Below are 19,910 nucleotides of genomic sequence, written 5' to 3' on the forward strand. Positions count from 1 at the left end.
TCTAATGTTCCTAAAAATGTATGTTCTGATAGAGAAATCATAAATAAAACTCCAAATACAAGATCATTTAATGTATCTGCTTGTGAATATAATTCAAAATCAAAATTAGTATTTCAAATTACAACAGGATTAACTAAAACAAGAAAATAAATTAAATGGTTGAAACATAAATTCTGATGATGAAATGAAATTAACAGATTTTACAAATATAAATAATAAAAATTCTGAAATCATTAATGTATTATCAAATGAATTTGATTTATCAAACACAAATAAACAAGAACAAGAAATAATTTTAAATATTTTTAAGGAACACGCTGATAAATTTGAACTTAATCCCAATGAAAAATTAAAAATTACTTATCCAGTAAGAATAATTACATCTAAAGTTATATTAAATTTAAAACAAAAAATTACAGGAAATATTACTGCCAAAATCATTGATGATAACAATAAAGAACAAATAGTTATATTATCAATTACAGAAGTAATGCAAATTTTACAAAAATATAGTTTATTATCCAATGAAATTACTATAGATAAAAACAATGATAACATAACATTTAATGGGGGAGCATTGTTTTTATCAGAAAGAGAAGGGCCAGTAAGAACAAATACAGTTACTACTATAGTATAAGGTTTTATAAAAACGATATTAGCTATTTAAAATAATAACTTTAATTGGAACAAGTACAGCTATTTTAGTTGCTTGTGAAAATAAAAATTAAGAAATTGTAATATAAATAAAGTTTAGAAGCAACAATTTAATATTGTTGCTTTTTTATTTTGTTAAAATAGAAAGGATAAAAAATGAAAAGTTGCTTAGTTATTCAAAGGTGTTGTTATCATAAAAAGCCATCTTTCTTTAGGTAGTTATAGTTTTTAAAATATGCTATTTAGCATTTCAAAATATGGTTAAGAAATGAACGATGCCAATTCAAAATTGTGGTAGTGCGATTTCACATTAATTTTTTTCAGAGGGGCCACAGAGAGAATTTAAGTTAATTACTTGGAGACACAGTTAATTGTACTACAGTCCCATTATTTTTTTAATTCGGCTTTAAATTCTAGTGTTTTTCACCAGTTTCATCTTACGCCGGCAAAAGTATCTTTTTGATATTTAAATTTTATTTTAATCTTTTTTATTTTGATATTTTATTTTTCTTCTTTCCCAACTTCTGTTCATTTTGTATTTATTTGTAATTCGTTAAGTTTTTTAATAATATTAATTTGATTTTGATTAATATAACTTTGAATTCGTCCTTTATTGTCTCATAACTCTTCTACAGGATTTATTGGGTTTATTCCTGATTGCTTCTCTATATCATTTAATGAAAATTGCACTTCGGTTTTTCGCGCTGGTGCAGACTTATAAGGGGTTTCATTTTTTCATATTGTAAATTCCGCTTCTGTTAAGTTAATTTCAGATACTTGATTACTTTTTTTTAATTTAGGTATTATTATTTCATTTGTTTTTTGGAACATCCAACTATTGGCAATATTGTTAATTCTCAAAGAGCAATTATATTTAAAATTTTCATTATTTTAATTCCCTTATTACTTTATTTTTTCAATATTATATATATATATATATATATTACACGAAAATCCTTAAAATCATTAGAAAGACGGCAAAACCGATTAAAAATTGAAAAGTATAGTAAAAGGCCGGCACTGTTTTAAAAACCGGAAAAATGGCAGTTGAAAAATTAACTGTTGCTTTTGCAATAATTGCTAATGGTCTTAAAATCGTAATGGTTTGTGATGCCGTCAGCATTCAGTTTAACATTTTGATACTAGCATTCTGAATGGCACAACCAATATCGTTAAAAGTAGGTATTCATCGTCCAGAATATTTGCAATTTGCTGGCGGAATTAAATCGTCTCATTCTGAGTTGGTTGAACCGTCAGGAATAAAGGCCGTGGAATTTAATACATTAAAGTCATAGATTTTAAAATTGTAGTTAGAGTTGTTTCCTTTATGATAAAGTGGAAATGTTAAGGTAAAAATGTTACTACCATAACGAATATCAATGTCCATATTAAGGTAATTGATGCTGTTAGCAGTCTTGCTGGTTGGCAAGGTAATCAGTTTATTATCATAGGATTTTAAAACATTAAAATCAATTTGGTAGATACTATTGTTGTTGTTAATGGCATTATAATTTTCTTGGTGCGTTTTTTTATCAAAAGTAAAAAAATAACTTCTTAGTAATAATTCTGAATTACCAGTAACATTAATTAAGTATTTTTTTGGATAAAAAGTAATTAACGAGCGATAAAAGAAACTAATTTGAATAAAATAATCTTTGTTATAGTTGTCTACTCCTTTAAAATTAATTTCGGTATTAGTTTTTTCGTCCATGTCAAAAGTAGCATAAAATAATCTGGCAAAGAAGTTTCCAAGGATTTTGTGGATTTCATCAAAAACATTTTTGTAATCACTGTTGTTAATACTAGGAATGTTATTTTTAAAATATAGGTAAATATCGTTCCTTGATTCAGGATCATATCTCAAAAAACTAAATTTAACATTAAGATAATTTAAGGTTCCAAAAAGATGATTAATTAGATAATAATCGTTAGCATTTGCAGTATCTTATTTTAAGATTTCCTTTTCACCGTGTAATAATTGTAAATAATTGTTTCCGGCAATTAGGGTTTTGTTAAATGCCTTGATTTTAAGGATATTTTCATTAATTTTTTTTAAACCTGTCGATGTTTTATGATAAAAATAGTTTTCATCTTTAAAGCCTTGATTTTTAATCGTAAATTCTTTGTAATAACCTTTTTCTAAAAACTCATTATTACCCACAATGCTACCATGCTCAGTTTTTATAGTAATAACATTACCAAAACTGGAAAAGGAAAGTTTCTTAAAAACAACTTCTTCAATGAAACCTGGTGGATATGAATTTTTGCGACTTAAATTAAATTTATCAAAATCACCACGGCGAATCATTAAATAGTCAAGATTATCAATAAAATCGTTATAGTTATGGTTTCCATCAAAGCCAGTGATTGTTTCTGGCAAATCAATGTCGGTTGCGGGTTTATTTTTTAGTTGTGCTTCAAATTATAGTGTTTTTCACCAGTTTCATCTTACGCCGGCAGAAGTATCTTTTTGATATTCAAATTTTATTTTAATCTTTTTTATTTTGATATTTTGTTTTTCTTCTTTTCCAACTTCTGTTCATTTTATATTTATTTGTAATTCATTAAGTTTTTTAATAATATTAATTTGATTTTGATTAATATAACTTTGAATTCGTCCTTTATTGTCTCATAACTCTTCTACAGGATTTATTGGGTTTATTCCTGATTGCTTCTCTATATCATTTAATGAAAATTGCACTTCGGTTTTTCACGCTGGTGCAGGCTTGTAAGGGGCTTCACTTTTTCATATTGTAAATTCTGCTTCTGTTAAGTTAATTTCAGATACTTAATTACGGACGCATAAAGTTTTGTTTTCCTTCTGAATTATGTCCATTTTTAACGTAATGGTAAGATTCGCATTTAGGGCATTTAATACCTTGTACTCTAAATTTTTGATTAATTTCATTTAAACGTTTTTGTTTTTTTGTTAATTCTGCTTGTTGTTTGACTTTTTCATAAAATTCTAAAAATTGATCATCTGTTAAAGTATTTACTAGTTCTTGAATTATTTTTTCCATAATTATTATCCACCTCTATCATATTAAAAATATACCTAAAATTAAGTATATTCAATAAATATCAAGAGTTTTCTACAAAATTAAAATTAATTTTATTAAATTTTTTTTAATTTTAACTAATATTTTTACTTACTTAAATGTATTATATTTATTTCATAATGAATTTTTATATATTTCTTTTCTGATTTCTATTTCTGAATTAATATTTTCATCAATATAATATAGTACATTTAATTTGTTTAAATTTGCCACTATTAAATGTAATAAGTTATTTAAATTCTTGTGATTATATATTTTTGCCCCATATCCTAATTGTTGTTTTACTAAATGCGATACATCACTTTCAATGCTACAGCCGATATTTCATTCTAAATTTTGATTATGAATACCTTGCTTATTATTATTGAAATAATTACTCGCCTTCCTTAAATTTTTTTTAATATCTTTATTTAATTTATTTTTAGCAATATTACGAATGTTTTTGATTAATTCTTGATGATTTCCATCTTTATATAATTCAATTCAACTATTTAGTGTTACTTTGCGATTTTCAAAAATAATATTAAATGCAGTTTGTTTTAATTTTTTAATAGCGTGATAAACATCTAAAATATATCTAACATTACCAAAACTTTTAAAATGGAATTTATCAAGGGTAAAAAATTTGAAAATTTAACACAATTAAAATGCGAATTATTTGATTTTGTTAATTGATACAATAATCTTAGAATACACGGCAGTTTAAATTATTTAACGCCTGTTGGATTTAGAAAAAAATGACAGTCTACATAAAAAGTGTCCAAAAAAGGGTTGCCATACCAACATCAACATCCTTCAAAACCATAATATTATTATCTTTTAATTCAATCGTAACATCACTAACATATACAAATAATAATCCCACAATACAATCTGATAACTTTTTGGTAATTAAATTAACAATATTATCGCCAACAAAAGTTTGTTCTAAAAACAAAGGGTTAAGTTCTTTACTTGTTAATTCATTAGTTGCTGCCGCAAGCTTCGCATTTTTTATTTTAAAATTGTCATCATTAAAACCACCTGCATTACAACCAATTATTGTGCTTATTGGTGTAATAATAAAAGTAAAAGTTAGTAACTGCTTTAAAATTCTATTCATTTAAATCAACACATTCCCTTCATATAACAAATAAAAAGTAATTAAAATTATACTATTGCTAATATTGATAATAATACTTTTATAGATAATTTAATAATTATTTTTACTTGCTATTATTTTAATCACTTTAAAATAAAAATAAAAGCATTTAACCACTTAATATCAAAAAGGAACAACATCATCATAAATTGTTCCTAATTATTTTATTATTTAATTTTAACGAGCAACCTCATTAGTTCTTAATTCTCTAATAACAGTGATATGAATATCGCCAGGAATGGTAATTTCTTTTTCAATTTTAATTTTCACATCATGAGCAATTTTATAAACCTTGGCATCACTAACCTTACCAGGATCAACAATAATTCTAATTTGTCTTCCAGCTTGAACGGCATAAGATTTTTGCACCCCAGGAATTGATTGACAAATTTCTTCAATTTGTTGCATTCTTTGAATAAACTCTTCTAAAGAGTTATTTCTTGCTCCCGGTCTAGCTGCTGATAAAGTATCCGCTGCCATTACTAAAACCGCATAAATACTTTGCGGACTAACCTCGCCATGGTGCGCATGAATAGCATTAATAATTAGCGGGTGTTCACCATATTTTTTTGCTAATTGCACCCCCAAATTAACATGTGAACCATCCATTTCATAATCAATTGCTTTACCAATATCATGTAATAAACCCGCTCTTCTTGCTAATTTTTCATCCAATCCTAACTCGGCAGCCATTGTTCCTGCCAATTTTGCTACTTCAATACAATGCTGTAAAGCATTTTGACCAAAACTAGTACGATATCGTAATCTTCCAAGATAATAAACCAATCCAAGCTTCATATTAGTAATTCCTAAGTCATTAAGTACCTTTTGTCCAGTTTCTTGAATTAAAGCTTCCAACTCATCTTGGGTTTTCTTTAAAACTTCTTCAATTCTTATTGGTTGAATTCGCCCATCGCGCATTAATGAATTTAAAGTTCGAACCGCAATCTCTCGTCTAATCGGATTAAAAGATGCCACTTGAATCACTTCTGGAGTATCATCAATAATAATATCAACACCTGCCGCTTGTTCAAAAGCCTTAATATTTCTACCTTCTTTACCAATAATTCGTCCCTTCATTTCATCATTAGGTAACTTAACAAATGCTGTTGTTTTTTCGGCAACATCATCATGGGCATACTTTTCAATAGCAACAGCAATAATATTGTCAGCAATATTTTTTGCTTTAATTCTAGCATCATTTTCACGATTTTTAATTAATTGCCCTAACTCTAAATCAAGCTTCTCCTCTAATTCCTTAAACAAAACTACTTTTGCTTCTTCTTGACTAAGTCCCGCAACTTTTTCTAATTCCAAAACAATTTTGTCTAACTTATCATAATAGTTTTCTTCAATTTTTTTAATATTATCTTTTTTTTGAAGAATTTTACGATATTGAGATTCCAACACTTCTTCGCGTTCAATAATATTTTTTTCGCGTTTCATTAATAAGGCTTCATAATTATTACTTTGACTTCTTCTTTGTTCTAAATCCATCGCTACTTCTTTTTTCATTTGCGCAATTTCTACTTTGATATCTGCCTTTGCTGATTGAATAATATTTTTTGCTTCTCGTTCTGCTTGTTCCAATTTTATTTGACTCTTTTTATCATTGCTAGTACGAACAAAATATTTAATTAACAGACCAACGCCAATGCCAATCGCCAATGCTAAAAAAATTCCAACCAAAAGACCGAATTCTAATTTACTCATAAATTTTCCTTTCTGAATAGTTAATTTTCTTTTAAAATTATTAATAAAATTTAATTTTTTTTTTTTAAATAATAGATAACTAGTTTAAAACATTACTTTAATGTTTACCTATTAATAATATCATTTTTTAATAACTAATTAACTACCAATATCAAGATTAAAAAACAAAAAGCAAGTCATTTGTTAAAAGACTTGCGATTAAACATTACTTAACAGTCCGTAATCACTCAGCAACATTATAATGCAACTGTTCTTGTAAATCAACATTAGCAATAGACAATTCTCTAACCTTATCACGACCTAAACCAAGTTTCTGCTCACCATAATTATATTTATATCAATAAACATTTTTTTGCAAAATATTAGCCTTTAAACCTAATGAAATCAATTCTTCTAACTTACATATTCCCCGATCAAAGTAAATATCTAAAACTGTTATTTGAAAAGGAGCAGAAACTTTATTTTTAACAATTTTAACTTTAGTTTTATAACCAACCAATTGACTATTAAGCAGAATTTGTTCACTTCCGCTTAATTCAACTCATAATGATGAATAAAATCTTAGTGCTCTACCTCCGGGGTTTATTTCTGGATTACCAAAAATAATTCCTGCTTTTTCTCTAATTTGATTAATAAAAAAAACCAAACAATTAGTTTTAGCAATATATGAATTTAACTTGCGTAATGCCTTTGACATTAATCGCGCTTGCGCACCAATTGTTTGATCAGACATTTCACCATCTAATTCAACTTGGGGAGTTAATGCTCCACAGAATCAATTACAATCAAATCAATAGCATTTGATTTAACAAAAAATTCTAATATCCCTAACGCTTGCTCACCTGAATCTGGTTGAACAATTATTAATTGTTCTAAAATAACACCAATTTTTTGAGCATAATTTGGGTCTAACGCATGTTCTGCATCAATAAAAGCCGCTTTACCATTACTCTTTTGAACTTCACTAATGGCATGTAATGCCAAATTGGTTTTTCCTGAAGATTCAGCACCATAAACTTCAATAACTCGGCCCCGAGGATACCCTCCAATCCCAATTGCCATATCCAATAATAAACTTCCCAAACTAATGACATTATCTTTGGATGGCAGTTTTTTATTCATATCTACAACCTCATCGCGATCTTATTCTTTAATAATTGTTTGTAATGCTTGTTGTAAAAGTTCTTCGCGATTAATAATTTCGGTAGTATTTGTTTTATTTTAAATTTTCTTTAATTAATTCTTTAGTTAATTTAACACATTTATTAATAATTTGTTTGCGATTTCCCGATAATTGATATTCATAAACTAAACATTTGTTGTTATAAGCCAATGCAATATATACTAAACCTAATGGCTTATTTTCATGATTTTTAGGACCGACATTACCAGTAAAACTAATTGCCATATCACTATAAAATAAATTTTTTGCGTTTTGTGCCATTTCAATAGCTGTTTCAACACTAATAGCACTAATGATTGTAAAGTTGTTAACTGAACTCTTGCTAAATGAACTTTAGAATGAGCACTATAAGCTATTAACCAACCACGAAATACTTTGCCGGCTTCTTCCGTCTTAACTAATGCTTCACTAAAAGCTCCTTCCTCCTGTAATACTTTCACAACTACTAATGGTTAAATTTTTATTTTCTAATAATTTAACTAAATCGTGCAACTTTTTTTCCTACTAATTAATATTTATTTTTGCTTGCTTTGTTTAATTCCAAGAATATAAGTAATTGCACTCCAAATTGAAAGCAATAATGATAAATACATTGGTATTAAAATAATATGATACTTTCATGAACCTCAACCACTATCTCATCCAAATCAAATATGATTAATAAAAAATAATAATGTTAACCCCACCATTTGCATTAGCGTTTTTAATTTACCATAATAATTGGCAGCAATAACAACTTTCTTAGTTGCTAAAAACATTCTTATCCCATCAAGTAAAATATCGCGAGAAATCAAAATTAATGTTACTCAAACCGGAATAATTTGCGGAATTGTCATAATAATTAAAACACCACTAGTCAACATCTTATCAGCAATCGGATCAGCAATCTTACCAAATTTTGTTACTTGATTATTTTTTCTAGCAAGGTACCCATCTAATCAATCACTAAAACAAGCAATAATAAAAAGGAACCCTGCAATAATTCAAAGAATATTAATTTTAACATTACTATCAATGCTAATAATACCACTAACAAAATTATAGTTATCAAATGGTCCGCCTAACAACATTAAAATTAAAATTATTGGTACTAAAATAATTCGTACTAATGTTATTTTATTTGGTAAATTCATTAGCAACCCTCCTATATAAATAATTATAACCTAAAAATAAAAAACGAGATTAAAAATCTCATAAGCCACATTCTGTTCTTAAAGACATCAATGCTTTAAGTGATAATCATTTATCTATATTAATTAACCTTTAAAGTTAACAAATATCCATTAATTACTTATCATTCGCAATTAATAGTTCCCCTACCATAATTTGAGTTTCTCACTTATGGGGTTTACCTCGTTCCACTCTAATAATTTCTCATTAGCATCGTCACTATGGCACTTTTATAAACTACTAAACCATATTAAATAATTAACTTAGGTTATTAATTAGCCATCTAAGAAACAGCATCTGCTGTTTCTTATCCTTGGATTATTTTTTCTCCAAGCATAAACATTACTAGCATCACAGCTAGTGTGAGTGTGGACTTTCCTCTATTAAAAATAAATTTCTAACAGCGATTAGCACGGATTTTTAATCTCATATCCATTTTACTATTTATTAACTTTACTTTCAAGTTTACTTAACCTATTTATGATATCAACATTTCGTAAACCTTTTTCTTCTAACTTATCTCGTTGTTGCATAACAATTTCATAATTACTTTTTAACTTTTCATGTTCTTCAATTATTTCTTTAACTTTTTCTTTTAAACGCGAAATTTCATCAATATGAGTTTCCATAATTTTATTAAAAGCATCATAATCTTTTTGAACAATATCTAAAAACCGATCAACTTCTTGGGCATCATAACCTTTAAAATTAATTTGAAATTCTTTTTCTAAAATATCCTCTTTTGCCAATTTAAAACTATTATCATTTTTCATAAAATTATTCCTCCTTTTTTACGGCATCAATCATATTAGTAATTAATCAATTAAATTGTGATAAACCTTTTTTATTACTAGAATTTAAAATCAATTGTTGTAATTTAATAAAATTAGTTTTTTTATTATTACTTTTTAACGATTGCACCTTATTAATTAAATTTTCATCATTCAAATGTTGCTCAATAAATAATTTTTGTTCAAAAGATAACGGTGTTACTAAAACACTATTAATATCAACAAACTTATCTTCAATAATTACATTATCATCTTGCAACATCTGAAAAATCCTATTAAATAATGGCGTTAATGACATTGTTAACTTATCATTAAAATTACTAATTTGTAAATAATCTTTTTCTAATAATTGAACTAATAATTTATCAATTTTGTTAACATCAAAATTAGAAAAATTTTCTAATTCCCGTGGAGTTATAAATTGATATTCTTCCGATAATAAATGCATTAGTAATAATAAAATAATTAATTCATCTTCAGTAATTAAAAGAAGCTTATAAAACTGTAATAAAAGTCTTCACTTATGAAAAATATTTAACGAATTTATGTTCATTATTTTTATTCAATTGGAAAATGTTTTAAAAAGTTGTTAATTACAATTTGCGGATTTTCATATAAATAAAGAATTTTATATAATAATGCAAATAAAGGGGGGTTTAACTTTAATTTTGGCATTTGCTCATTAACCAACCGACAAGTACCAAAACCTTCAACAGTTTTTTGCAATTGCTTAATAACAGTTTCTGGATCATTAGTTTTTCCAATTTCATAACCAAATTGATAATTACGAGATTTCGGTGACATTGTTGTTAAAATTAAATCACCAATTCCGGATGGCGTTAAAAATGTTTCTAACTTTCCCTCCATTTTATTACTAAATTTAATTGCTTCATTTAAACCAATAGTAATAAAAGATGCAACAGTATTATCACTAGCATTTTGCCCTTTTAACATTCCCGAAATAATCGCAACAACATTTTTTAATGCACTAGCACATTCAACACCAATAAAATCATTAGTAATCGTCACCGAAAAATTTTCACTATTAAAATATTGTTTAACTTTTTTTGCATATAATAAATTCTCACTAACCGCTGTTACTTGTGTGGGAAATCTTTGAACAATTTCAATCGCAATACTAGGACCATATAGTCCTGACAAATCTTCAATAATATCAGGATTTAAATTTTTGCGAATTGTTAATGATAACCTTTCACCACTATTAGGGTTAAAACCTTTAGCAATATTAATAAAATGCACTGGATAAGTTACTAACTCATTAATTTGCTGACAAACACTAGGTAAAACCAGCGAAGGAACTGCAAAAACAATAACTTTAGCATCACATAAAGCTTGTTTTAAATCATTAGTCGCCACAAGATTTTCATTTAAACGAATTTCTTGAAAATATTTACTATTTTGATGATTATTATTAATATCATCAACTTCACTTTTTTCAATGCCATACATTAATACTTCATTTTTATTATCTGCTAAAACTTGTACCAAAGCACTAGCAAATGCACCAGTTCCTAAAATAATAATTTTTTGCATTCTTTTACCTTCCTTAAATATGGTATGGCGACCCTTTTTTGGACACTTTTTATGTAGACTGTCATTTTCTAAATTCAACAGGCGTTAAATAATTTAAACTGCCATGTATTCTACGATTATTGTATCAATTAACAAAATCAAATAATTCGCATTTTAATTGTGTTAAATTTTCAAATTTTTTACCCTTGATAAATTCCGTTTTAAAAGTTTTGTAAGTTGTTTCGGCCACAGCATTGTAATACGGACAACCCTTCGCACTCAATGATCTTTTAATATTAAAGGTTATTAAAATTTCATCAATGATTTTATTTTTGAACTCATTACGATCAGTATGAAATAAAGTTATTTTATTTAATGGTCGTGTTATTTTATGAAAAGCTTGTTGAACTAGTTCAGCTGTTTTGTTTGGTTTGGCACTATAGCCAATTATTTCTCGATTAAACAAGTCAATTAATAAACAAATATAATGTCATTTTCCTCCAACTTGCACATATGTTAAATCACTAACAACAACTTCATTAGGTTTTTTGTTATTAAATTGACGATTTAAAACATTACTAATTTGGTCATTATTAACCATTGTTTTATGATTACGATATTTTAATTTGGTGTATTTAGAAACCAAATTATTTTTGATCATAAGGAATCTGATTTTTCGACGTGATAAGATAATATCTTTTCTCATTAAAACAGCTTTAATTTTACGGGCACCGTAAATTTTACGACTTTTATTAAATGCACTGATAACTTCTTCTTAATAATTATTAACATCATAATTAACACAATTATTAGTTTGATAATAATATGTTGATTTTGCTATTTTTAATATTTGACACATTTTTAGCGCGGGGTATTTTTCTTTATTATTGTTAATAATTCCTATTTTTTGCCAATTATCAGTGCTGCTTGCTTTAAAATGTCATTTTTCATTCGTAATTGTTGGTTTTCTTTTCGCAAGTAAATTAATTCATTTTCTTCGACAGTGCAATTATCTTGCACTTTAAATGACCCGAAATTATTAAAATTTTCAATTCACTGATATACGGCTGATTTTGAAATTCCGTATTCTTTAATAATTTCAACAATGCTTTTTCCGTTTTGATAAAGCATGACAATTTGTTTTTTAAATTCATTTGAATATGAGTTTTTCCCCATTTTTATCTTCCTACTTTCTTAATAATTTTATTTTATTTGAAAGTCCACATAAATATGGTCCAACTTATTGTAACCTATCCAATATATTTATTTTCTTTGACGAAAAATCAATCGTAAAGGAATTCCTTGAAAGTCAAAATATTCTCGTAACTGATTTTCCAAAAATCTTGCATATGAAAAATGTAAATGCTTCGGGTTATTAACAAATAAAACAAAAGTAATCGGTTGCTTACTTACTTGCGTAGCATAATATATCTTTAATCGTTCACCTTGAAAAATAGGGGGTTGATGTAATAATTGAGCCTTACTAAGAATTTCATTAACAACACTAGTTTGAATTCGTAAATTTTGTTTTTCTTGAATCTTATTAATATTTTGAAAAATCTTTCCGAGATGGACATTTTTTAATGCCGAAACAAAAATTACAAAAGCATAATGAAGATATTTAAAATGAACTTGAATTTCTTTACGAAAATCATCTAAGGTTTTTTTTGTTTTTTCCATTTCATCATATTTGTTAACAACAATAATTACCGGTTTATAACCCTCTTTCGCAATGGCACCAATTTTAGCATCTTGTTCTCTAATACCTTCTTTACCATCTAATACTAATAAAACAATATCACTTCGTTCCACAGCTTTTAAAGACCTCAAAACACTATACTTTTCTAAATTTGTTTGAACTTTTCCTCGTTTTCTAATTCCCGCCGTATCAATAACAACAAATTTTTGCCTATTTCTAACAAATGAACTATCAACCGCATCGGTTGTCGTGCCCGGAAGATTAGAAACCACAACCCGCGATTCATTTAATAATGCGTTTGTTAAACTAGACTTACCAACATTTGGTCGGCCAATAATAGCCATTTTAGTTTCATTTTCAAGATCTGGTTTTATTTCTAAATTTAATTGATTTAAACTAAAAATAATTTTATCTAACAAATCACCAATCCCAATCCCGTGCGTTGACGAAACAGCAATTGGTTCACCAAATCCTAATTGAATAAACTCATATAGTTCATTATTAACTTGTTGATTATCATATTTATTAACAACCAAAATAACCGGTTTATTAATTCCGTAAAGCATTTTAGCAATTTGTTTTTCTTCATCTTGCAAGCGTTCTTGATAGTTAGTAGTAAAAATAATAACATCCGCTTGTTCAATCGCAATTTGTGCTTGTAACAAAATTTGTTCTTGTAATTCATCATTACCAAAACCAAGACCACCTGTATCTACTAATCAAAATTCACGATTAAGTCATTGTGCCTTTTGATAAATCCGATCTCGCGTAACTCCTGCTGTATCATCAACAATTGATAAACGATTTTTAATCAAGCGATTAAATAATGTTGACTTACCAACATTAGGTCGCCCAATAATAGCGACAATTGCAGAATTTTTCATTTTATTTTTTCCTAACTATGCATTTGCAAAAGGCATTGTGGTATGGCAACCCTTTTTTGGACACTTTTTATGTAGACTGTCATTTTCTAAATTCAACAGGCGTTAAATAATTTAAACTGCCATGTATTCTACGATTATTGTATCAATTAACAAAATTAAATAATTCGCATTTTAATTTTAATTGTGGTAAATTTTCAAATTTTTTACCCTTGATAAATTCCGTTTTAAAAGTTTTGTAAGTTGTTTCAGCAACAGCATTGTCATAAGGACAACCCTTCGCACTCAATGATCTTTTAATATTAAAGGTTATTAAAATTTCATCAATGATTTTATTTTTGAACTCATTACCGCGATCAGTATGAAATAAAGTTATTTTATTTAATGGTCGTGTTATTTTATGAAAAGCTTGTTGAACTAGTTCAGCTGTTTTGTTTGGTTTGGCACTATAGCCAATTATTTATCGATTAAACAAGTCAATTAATAAACAAATATAATGTCATTTTCCTCCAACTTGCACATATGTTAAATCACTAACAACGACTTCATTAGTTTTTTGTTATTAAATTGACGATTTAAAACATTACTAATTTGGTCATTATTAACCATTGTTTTATGATTACGATATTTTAATTTGGTGTATTTAGAAACCAAATTATTTTTGATCATAAGGAATATGATTTTTCGACGTGATAAGATAATATCTTTTCTCATTAAAACAGCTTTAATTTTACGGGCATCATAAATTTACGACTTTTATTAAATGCACTGATAACTTCTTCTTCATAATTATTAACATCGTACTTAACACAATTATTAGTTTGATAATAATATGTTGATTTTGCTATTTTTAATATTTGACACATTTTTAGCATGGAATATTTTTCTTTATTATTGTTAATAATTCCTATTTTTTGCCAATTATTCAGTGCTGCTTGCTTTAAAATGTCATTTTCCATTCGTAATTGTTGGTTTTCTTTTCGCAAGTAAATTAATTCATTTTCTTCGACAGTGTGATTATCTTGCACTTTAAATGAACCAAAATTATTAAAATTTTCAATTAACTGATATACGGCTGATTTTGAAATTCCGTATTCTTTAATAATTTCAACAATGCTTTTTCCGTTTTGATAAAGCATGACAATTTGTTTTTTAAATTCATTTGAATATGAGTTTTTCTCCATTTTTATCTTCCTACTTTCTTAATAATTTTATTTTATTTGAAAGTCCACATAAATATGGTCCAACTTATCGGAACCTATCCATTGATTTTTTTTTAATTTCATAAGCCATTGTTACAATTAAATCAACAATTTGATCTAATGATAAATTACTACTATCAATTTCAATCGCATCATTTGCTTTCTTTAAGGGACCAACTTTACGATCGGAATCTTGACGATCACGATCTTGTAAATTATTTTGAACACTAGACAATTCTAAAACTATTCCTTGTTGTCGTGCTTGTTCCACTCTTCTTTGTGCTCGTTTACTAACTGTTGCTGTTAAAAATACTTTTAACTGCGCATCAGGTAAAACAACTGTCCCAATATCTCTGCCAGCAAGAATATAACCAAAACCTTGAACAATTGCTCTTTGACTTTTAACCATAAATGTTCTTACTGCTTTGATAGCACTAATAGGACTAACATACTCAACAACCTTTTTACTACTTAAATCATAAGAATTTTGTTTTACCCCATTCACATAAATATTGCCATTAGCATCATAACTAAATCTAATATTAGTCAACACCTTAATAACTGCTCGATTATCATCAATATCAATTTTATTTACTAAACAATAAAGTGTTAAAACCCGATACATTAAGCCAGTGTCAATAAAAATATAATGTAACCGTTTAGCGACTAATTTAGCAGTTGTTGACTTACCACTTCCAGCTGGTCCATCAATAGCAATATTTATCTGTTTCATTTTTATTCCACCTCTAATAAATTATACATCTAATATAATGATATTATTGAATTAATAAAAGTAAAAGAACAATTAATAATGCGATAATCAAGATAATACTACCAATTATTAACAATACTAATCATTTAAAACTAATTTTTTGTTTTTTAAACCTTGTTACTAACTGATTAAATTGCTCATCAGTAATTACTGCTGAATTGGATAATAATTCTACTAACGGTTTTTTACTAGGCATTAAAGCCTCGGGATGCTTTTTTAAATCTTCTTGATAGATTTTAATTACTTGCTGGGCCAATTCCGTTTCTGAAGAAATTTTATTTTGTAAATTTTTAACAGAATTTTCTAATGCTAAAATTATTTCTTGATATTTACTTTCACTAGTACCATTTAAATGGTGTCCAAACTTATGATGATAATTATGGTCTTGTAAAATTTGCTGTAAATTACCATTATCATTTAAATCACAATCATACTTACTACGAATATCGGTTAAATATTGATTAATTTCATATCTAACTTCAAAATTAATAAAATCTTTTGAATGATCTTGATGTAGTTGTGGACTTAATAGTTCTCATTCTTGATTAATATTATCAAGAAATTCTTGAAAGTATTCTTTATCAATATGACTAAAACGCGTAATATAATCTTGCAATAACTCTTCTTCTTGCAATAATGCTTGATCTAACTCAATCTCACGATTAATTTGCTCTCGTAAGAGCGAAAATCGTTCCATCCTTGTTTGTTCAATTTTCACTACTACCGCCTCATTTCTCTAATATAATTATAATAAAATATAATAACTTGCGTTAGCATTTTTTTCAATTAATGGTCAAGTTGCTGTTACGATTAAACTATAAACTAAAGCTTCCAAACAAAATTTTATTAAATTAAATGGTAAAAAAACTATAAATAATTGATTTCGTAAAGATGCCATCCCATATAATTCCAAAATAAAAGCTCAATTTAAAAAAGTCATTCAAAATGAATTAATGATGGCTGCTAAAAAAATACTAATAATTCAAACAATAATTGTTAAAAATTTACCAGAACTATTTTTTGTTCATCCACAAAATTGAATAATAAAAAATAATGGTATTTGGACAATTAAAAATATTGAATAAAATCCTCCTGTTGCTAACATTAACGCTAAATAAGCAATTGGACCACTAACACTAGTAATTAGCATTAACATTCAAGGAATTAAAAATACTAAAAAATAAGTATAAATAATTCCTAAAAACGGAAAAGCAATAATAATAAAAACATCAATAAACTCTAATTTTAAGTAAGGCAAAAATAAAGGCGGAATAAATTTACTAATATAACCGACTAATAAACAAATAGCTAAAAAATTAGCAATTAAAACTAGCTTTTTAATTGCTAATTGACTATCATTTTTAAATGTTACTCATAGCAATCTTGTTGTCTTTCTCATTAATTTATTACTCCTTAATTAATTACCGTTATTTCAACATATTTATTGTATAATATTTTTACAAATAAAGAAAAGGAGAAAATTTATTAATGGAAAATAATATCGTTCCTGTAATTATTGAAATTACTACTGGTAGTAGTAACAAATATGAATATAATTTTGAAACTAAAAGAATTATTTTAGATCGTGTTTTATATGGTGCTAATGTTTATCCTGCCGAATATGGTTGTATTGAAAATACTTTAGACTGAGATGGTGATCCGCTTGATGTTATTGCTTTAGCAACATATCCAACAATTGCTGGATGTCAAACCAATGTTAGAATTCTTGGAGCCTTAGAAATGATTGATGGTGGTGAAATTGATACTAAGCTATTTGGTGTTTTAGCCAATGACCCACATTTTAATCATCTTAAATCTTTAAAAGATGTTCCTGAACATACTTTAACAAAAATTAAAAATTTCTTTATCCAATATAAACAGTTACAAAAAAAAGCAGTTATTGTTAAAGAATGAAAAGATGAACAATGAGCTTTAAAAGAGTTAGCTCATTGTCGTGAACTATATACTAAATATAACGAACTTCTAATTAATGAAGGAAAAGAAAAATTACTAGAAAAATTTAAAGAAATACAAAAATAATCCTTACGGATTATTTTTTTTCGCCATTATTTCTAATTGCTTAACTTCATTATTTGTTAATAACCGATAGTGGCCTTCACCAATACCACTAAGGGTTAACATTCCCACAGCAACCCGTTTTAATGCTAAAACTTTACCATTTATTGCTTTAATCATTTTCCGAATTTGTTGATTGTGACCATCTTGAATTGTTATTGCTAACATATAAGTTTGTTGCTTACTATTTACTCTTAATAATTTAACTTGTACTGCTTTAGCTAAAAAATCATCATCAATTAAAACACCATTTAATAAATTATTAATCATTGTGGAGGTAATTTTACCTTTAACCGCTACTTCATAAACTTTATTAATGCCGTGGGTTGGATGCATAATTAAATTAGCAAAATTACCATCATTAGTTAATAATAATAACCCACTAGTATAATAATCTAATCTGCCAATCGGATAAATCCGCACAGTACTATCTTGTAAATAATCAAAGACGGTTTTTCTTCCGAGGGGGTCATCCAAAGAAGTAATACAGCCAATTGGTTTATTAAAAGCTAAATAAATATTTTCTTGTTCTGCTGGCAATAATTGACCATTAACAGTAATTTTAGTATTTACTTCAACTTTAAATCCTAATTCCGTAATAATTTGTTCATTAACTGCAACTTTGCCTGCTAAAATTAATTGTTCTGCTTTTCGCCGCGAACAATAACCACGCATAGCGATTATTTTTTGTAATCGTTCTTTTTTCATTATCATTATCCTTAATTAATAAACAAATTAGTGTCTTCATCTTTATCAAAAAAAGATTCTGGTAATGGTGGTAATTTATCTAACGAAGATAAATTAAAATAATCTAAAAAATATTGACTCACACCATATAATATTGGTCGCCCTGGAGCATCACTTCTTCCCAATTCAACAATTAATTCTCGGGCTTTTAATTTAGCAACCATAAAATCACTGCTAACACCACGAATACTTTCAATTTCACTTTTTACTATTGGACCTTTATAAGCAATAATTGCTAGCGTTTCTAATGCAGCCATTGATAATTTACTAGTTTGCTCAATAACTAATGATTCATAAATATTAAAATGTTCTTGTTTTGTCATAAACTTAAAAACATTATTATTATTCATTAATGCTATGCCTCGCGATTCATCCGCTTCTAACTGCTGTTGGATAGTTATTAACATTTCATTAACAAGATTAAGACTAAGATTTAACTTTTTAGCAATTTTTTGATTACTAATGCCTTCTTCACCAGCAATAAAAATTAATCCTTCCATTAAAGCATAATTATTCACTTTCTTCATTAAATTCACCTCGATATTTTAATGTGATGGGAGCAAACATATCTGCTTGTTCAATGTATATTTGCTGACTACGAACTAAATCCAAAATGACACTAAAACTAACAACAAGCAAATTATTTGTAATAATATCACTTTCAACAAAAATATCATAAAGATTATAACTTTTTTGGGGATTTTGTTTTAAAAAATTAAAAATTTCTAATGCCCGCTTTTGTGGTGATATTTGTTGTTTAGCCACGCGTGTTGTTATTGGCATATTTAATTGATACCTTTTATACACTTCTTGTAATTTAAAACTTAACTGCTCTAAGTTAAAATTTCAATTAGTTTCCTTCGCTAACGATGCATATTGTTGAGAATTAGAAAGAATTGCTGGTCTCGTAAAAACTTGCTGACGAACAATTTCTTGTTCTTTAAAAAAACCAGTTGTTTCTTTAATAGTTTGATATTCTAATAATTTTTGAATTAATTCTTGACGATTATCGGCTTCATAATCACTATTATCTTCTTCTAAATTAGTCTGTTGTAATAATCGGCGTGATTTTAATTCCAAAAGATATGCTGCCATTGTTAAATATTCACTAGCAATATCTAAATTTAATGTTTCCATTTTATTTAAATAATCTAAATATTGCGTTGTAATCATACAAACATCAACAGTAAAGATATCAAGATTTTTTTCTTTAATTAAATGTAAAAGTAAATCTAATGATCCTTGAAAATTATCAATGTTAATCAGATATTTACTCATATTTATTTATC

General features: G+C 26.9%; 23 protein-coding genes, 1 other RNA gene and 3 pseudogenes. 3 read left to right on the forward strand and 24 right to left on the reverse strand.

The genetic code is table 4. From position 1 onward, the window contains the following. Positions 1 to 184 precede the first annotated feature (184 nt). A complete protein-coding gene (locus I5Q57_RS02305; RefSeq protein ID WP_215826624.1) occupies positions 185 to 637 on the forward strand; it encodes a hypothetical protein in 453 nt (150 codons plus the stop codon). A gap of 518 nt (positions 638 to 1,155) precedes the next feature. Here the strand turns inward: I5Q57_RS02305 and I5Q57_RS02310 are convergent. The 6 genes from I5Q57_RS02310 to I5Q57_RS09595 all read right to left on the reverse strand — a co-directional run bounded on the left by I5Q57_RS02310 (position 1,156) and on the right by I5Q57_RS09595 (position 3,926). Beyond that, positions 1,156 to 1,485, reverse strand: coding sequence for a hypothetical protein (locus I5Q57_RS02310; protein ID WP_215826625.1), 330 nt, complete (start codon positions 1,483 to 1,485; stop codon positions 1,156 to 1,158). Between the two features lie 112 nt (positions 1,486 to 1,597). After that, positions 1,598 to 2,518, reverse strand: a complete 921-nt coding sequence (locus tag I5Q57_RS02315; RefSeq protein WP_215826626.1) for a hypothetical protein — start codon at positions 2,516 to 2,518, stop codon at positions 1,598 to 1,600. Between the two features lie 81 nt (positions 2,519 to 2,599). Then, the gene (locus I5Q57_RS02320; protein WP_215826627.1) at positions 2,600 to 3,034 is read right to left on the reverse strand and encodes a hypothetical protein; all 435 of its coding nucleotides are present in this window, start codon (positions 3,032 to 3,034) and stop codon (positions 2,600 to 2,602) included. A gap of 42 nt (positions 3,035 to 3,076) precedes the next feature. Next, on the reverse strand, positions 3,077 to 3,355 hold the full coding sequence (locus I5Q57_RS02325) for a hypothetical protein (RefSeq protein ID WP_215826628.1): 279 nt from the start codon (positions 3,353 to 3,355) through the stop codon (positions 3,077 to 3,079). Positions 3,356 to 3,446: 91 nt separating this feature from the next. Then, positions 3,447 to 3,674, reverse strand: coding sequence for an IS1/IS1595 family N-terminal zinc-binding domain-containing protein (locus I5Q57_RS02330; RefSeq protein ID WP_215826629.1), 228 nt, complete (start codon positions 3,672 to 3,674; stop codon positions 3,447 to 3,449). A 129-nt stretch (positions 3,675 to 3,803) separates the two neighbouring features. Beyond that, positions 3,804 to 3,926 (reverse strand): hypothetical protein, encoded by a 123-nt coding sequence (locus I5Q57_RS09595; RefSeq protein ID WP_256444907.1) that lies wholly within the window; start codon positions 3,924 to 3,926, stop codon positions 3,804 to 3,806. 369 nt (positions 3,927 to 4,295) lie between these two features. On the opposite strand from I5Q57_RS09595, the gene I5Q57_RS02335 reads away from it, so the two are divergent. After that, a complete protein-coding gene (locus I5Q57_RS02335; RefSeq protein WP_256444924.1) occupies positions 4,296 to 4,466 on the forward strand; it encodes an IS3 family transposase in 171 nt (56 codons plus the stop codon). Here I5Q57_RS02335 and I5Q57_RS02340 read toward each other — a convergent pair. The 15 genes and pseudogenes from I5Q57_RS02340 to I5Q57_RS02415 form a co-directional block, all read right to left on the reverse strand. After that, a complete protein-coding gene (locus I5Q57_RS02340; protein WP_215826630.1) occupies positions 4,459 to 4,815 on the reverse strand; it encodes a hypothetical protein in 357 nt (118 codons plus the stop codon). The genes I5Q57_RS02335 and I5Q57_RS02340 overlap by 8 nt on opposite strands. A 216-nt stretch (positions 4,816 to 5,031) precedes the next feature. After that, positions 5,032 to 6,567, reverse strand: a complete 1,536-nt coding sequence (gene rny, locus I5Q57_RS02345; RefSeq protein WP_215826631.1) for a ribonuclease Y — start codon at positions 6,565 to 6,567, stop codon at positions 5,032 to 5,034. Between the two features lie 205 nt (positions 6,568 to 6,772). Continuing rightward, positions 6,773 to 7,689 (reverse strand): annotated as a pseudogene (gene recA, locus I5Q57_RS09295) (recombinase RecA). Positions 7,690 to 7,783: 94 nt separating this feature from the next. Next, on the reverse strand, positions 7,784 to 8,047 hold the full coding sequence (locus I5Q57_RS02360; RefSeq protein WP_369806565.1) for a CinA family protein: 264 nt from the start codon (positions 8,045 to 8,047) through the stop codon (positions 7,784 to 7,786). Between the two features lie 218 nt (positions 8,048 to 8,265). After that, the gene (gene pgsA, locus I5Q57_RS02365; RefSeq protein ID WP_215826635.1) at positions 8,266 to 8,883 is read right to left on the reverse strand and encodes a CDP-diacylglycerol--glycerol-3-phosphate 3-phosphatidyltransferase; all 618 of its coding nucleotides are present in this window, start codon (positions 8,881 to 8,883) and stop codon (positions 8,266 to 8,268) included. Positions 8,884 to 8,939: 56 nt separating this feature from the next. After that, an RNA gene (gene rnpB / locus I5Q57_RS02370) (RNase P RNA component class B) lies at positions 8,940 to 9,339 on the reverse strand. 21 nt (positions 9,340 to 9,360) lie between these two features. Next, positions 9,361 to 9,693: a DivIVA domain-containing protein gene (locus tag I5Q57_RS02375; RefSeq protein ID WP_215826636.1), complete on the reverse strand. Its 333-nt coding sequence runs from the start codon at positions 9,691 to 9,693 to the stop codon at positions 9,361 to 9,363. A gap of 4 nt (positions 9,694 to 9,697) precedes the next feature. Beyond that, positions 9,698 to 10,264, reverse strand: a complete 567-nt coding sequence (locus I5Q57_RS02380) for a hypothetical protein (protein ID WP_215826637.1) — start codon at positions 10,262 to 10,264, stop codon at positions 9,698 to 9,700. Positions 10,265 to 10,269: 5 nt separating this feature from the next. Continuing rightward, complete coding sequence (locus I5Q57_RS02385) at positions 10,270 to 11,265, reverse strand: NAD(P)H-dependent glycerol-3-phosphate dehydrogenase (protein WP_215826638.1); 996 nt, start codon at positions 11,263 to 11,265, stop codon at positions 10,270 to 10,272. A 49-nt stretch (positions 11,266 to 11,314) separates the two neighbouring features. Continuing rightward, a pseudogene (locus I5Q57_RS02390) lies at positions 11,315 to 12,420 on the reverse strand (IS3 family transposase). A gap of 87 nt (positions 12,421 to 12,507) precedes the next feature. Then, positions 12,508 to 13,827 (reverse strand): ribosome biogenesis GTPase Der, encoded by a 1,320-nt coding sequence (gene der / locus I5Q57_RS02395; protein ID WP_215826639.1) that lies wholly within the window; start codon positions 13,825 to 13,827, stop codon positions 12,508 to 12,510. Positions 13,828 to 13,894: 67 nt separating this feature from the next. Continuing rightward, positions 13,895 to 15,008 (reverse strand): annotated as a pseudogene (locus tag I5Q57_RS02400) (IS3 family transposase). A 64-nt stretch (positions 15,009 to 15,072) separates the two neighbouring features. Further along, the gene (gene cmk, locus I5Q57_RS02405) at positions 15,073 to 15,759 is read right to left on the reverse strand and encodes a (d)CMP kinase (protein ID WP_215826640.1); all 687 of its coding nucleotides are present in this window, start codon (positions 15,757 to 15,759) and stop codon (positions 15,073 to 15,075) included. 43 nt (positions 15,760 to 15,802) lie between these two features. Further along, positions 15,803 to 16,516 carry a hypothetical protein gene (locus I5Q57_RS02410; RefSeq protein WP_215826641.1) on the reverse strand — a complete coding sequence of 238 codons (714 nt, stop codon included), beginning with the start codon at positions 16,514 to 16,516 and terminating at the stop codon, positions 15,803 to 15,805. 27 nt (positions 16,517 to 16,543) lie between these two features. Continuing rightward, on the reverse strand, positions 16,544 to 17,197 hold the full coding sequence (locus I5Q57_RS02415; RefSeq protein ID WP_215826642.1) for a hypothetical protein: 654 nt from the start codon (positions 17,195 to 17,197) through the stop codon (positions 16,544 to 16,546). Between the two features lie 89 nt (positions 17,198 to 17,286). Here I5Q57_RS02415 and I5Q57_RS02420 point away from each other — a divergent pair, with 89 nt between their 5' ends. Next, positions 17,287 to 17,838, forward strand: coding sequence for an inorganic diphosphatase (locus I5Q57_RS02420; protein WP_246534713.1), 552 nt, complete (start codon positions 17,287 to 17,289; stop codon positions 17,836 to 17,838). Positions 17,839 to 17,841: 3 nt separating this feature from the next. Here I5Q57_RS02420 and I5Q57_RS02425 read toward each other — a convergent pair whose 3' ends face one another. Genes I5Q57_RS02425 through I5Q57_RS02435 form a run of 3 tightly spaced genes read right to left on the reverse strand, consistent with a single transcriptional unit; the run spans position 17,842 to position 19,899 of the window. Beyond that, complete coding sequence (locus I5Q57_RS02425; protein WP_215826643.1) at positions 17,842 to 18,582, reverse strand: pseudouridine synthase; 741 nt, start codon at positions 18,580 to 18,582, stop codon at positions 17,842 to 17,844. Positions 18,583 to 18,593: 11 nt separating this feature from the next. Continuing rightward, the gene (gene scpB, locus I5Q57_RS02430) at positions 18,594 to 19,148 is read right to left on the reverse strand and encodes an SMC-Scp complex subunit ScpB (RefSeq protein ID WP_215826644.1); all 555 of its coding nucleotides are present in this window, start codon (positions 19,146 to 19,148) and stop codon (positions 18,594 to 18,596) included. Then, positions 19,132 to 19,899 (reverse strand): segregation/condensation protein A, encoded by a 768-nt coding sequence (locus I5Q57_RS02435; protein ID WP_215826645.1) that lies wholly within the window; start codon positions 19,897 to 19,899, stop codon positions 19,132 to 19,134. The genes scpB and I5Q57_RS02435 overlap by 17 nt, the downstream gene beginning before the upstream one ends. Between the last annotated feature and the right edge of the window lie 11 nt (positions 19,900 to 19,910).

Origin of the sequence: Spiroplasma endosymbiont of 'Nebria riversi' (genome assembly GCF_018831625.1) — a bacterium.
Classification (GTDB): Bacteria; Bacillota_I; Bacilli_A; order Mycoplasmatales; family Nriv7; genus Nriv7.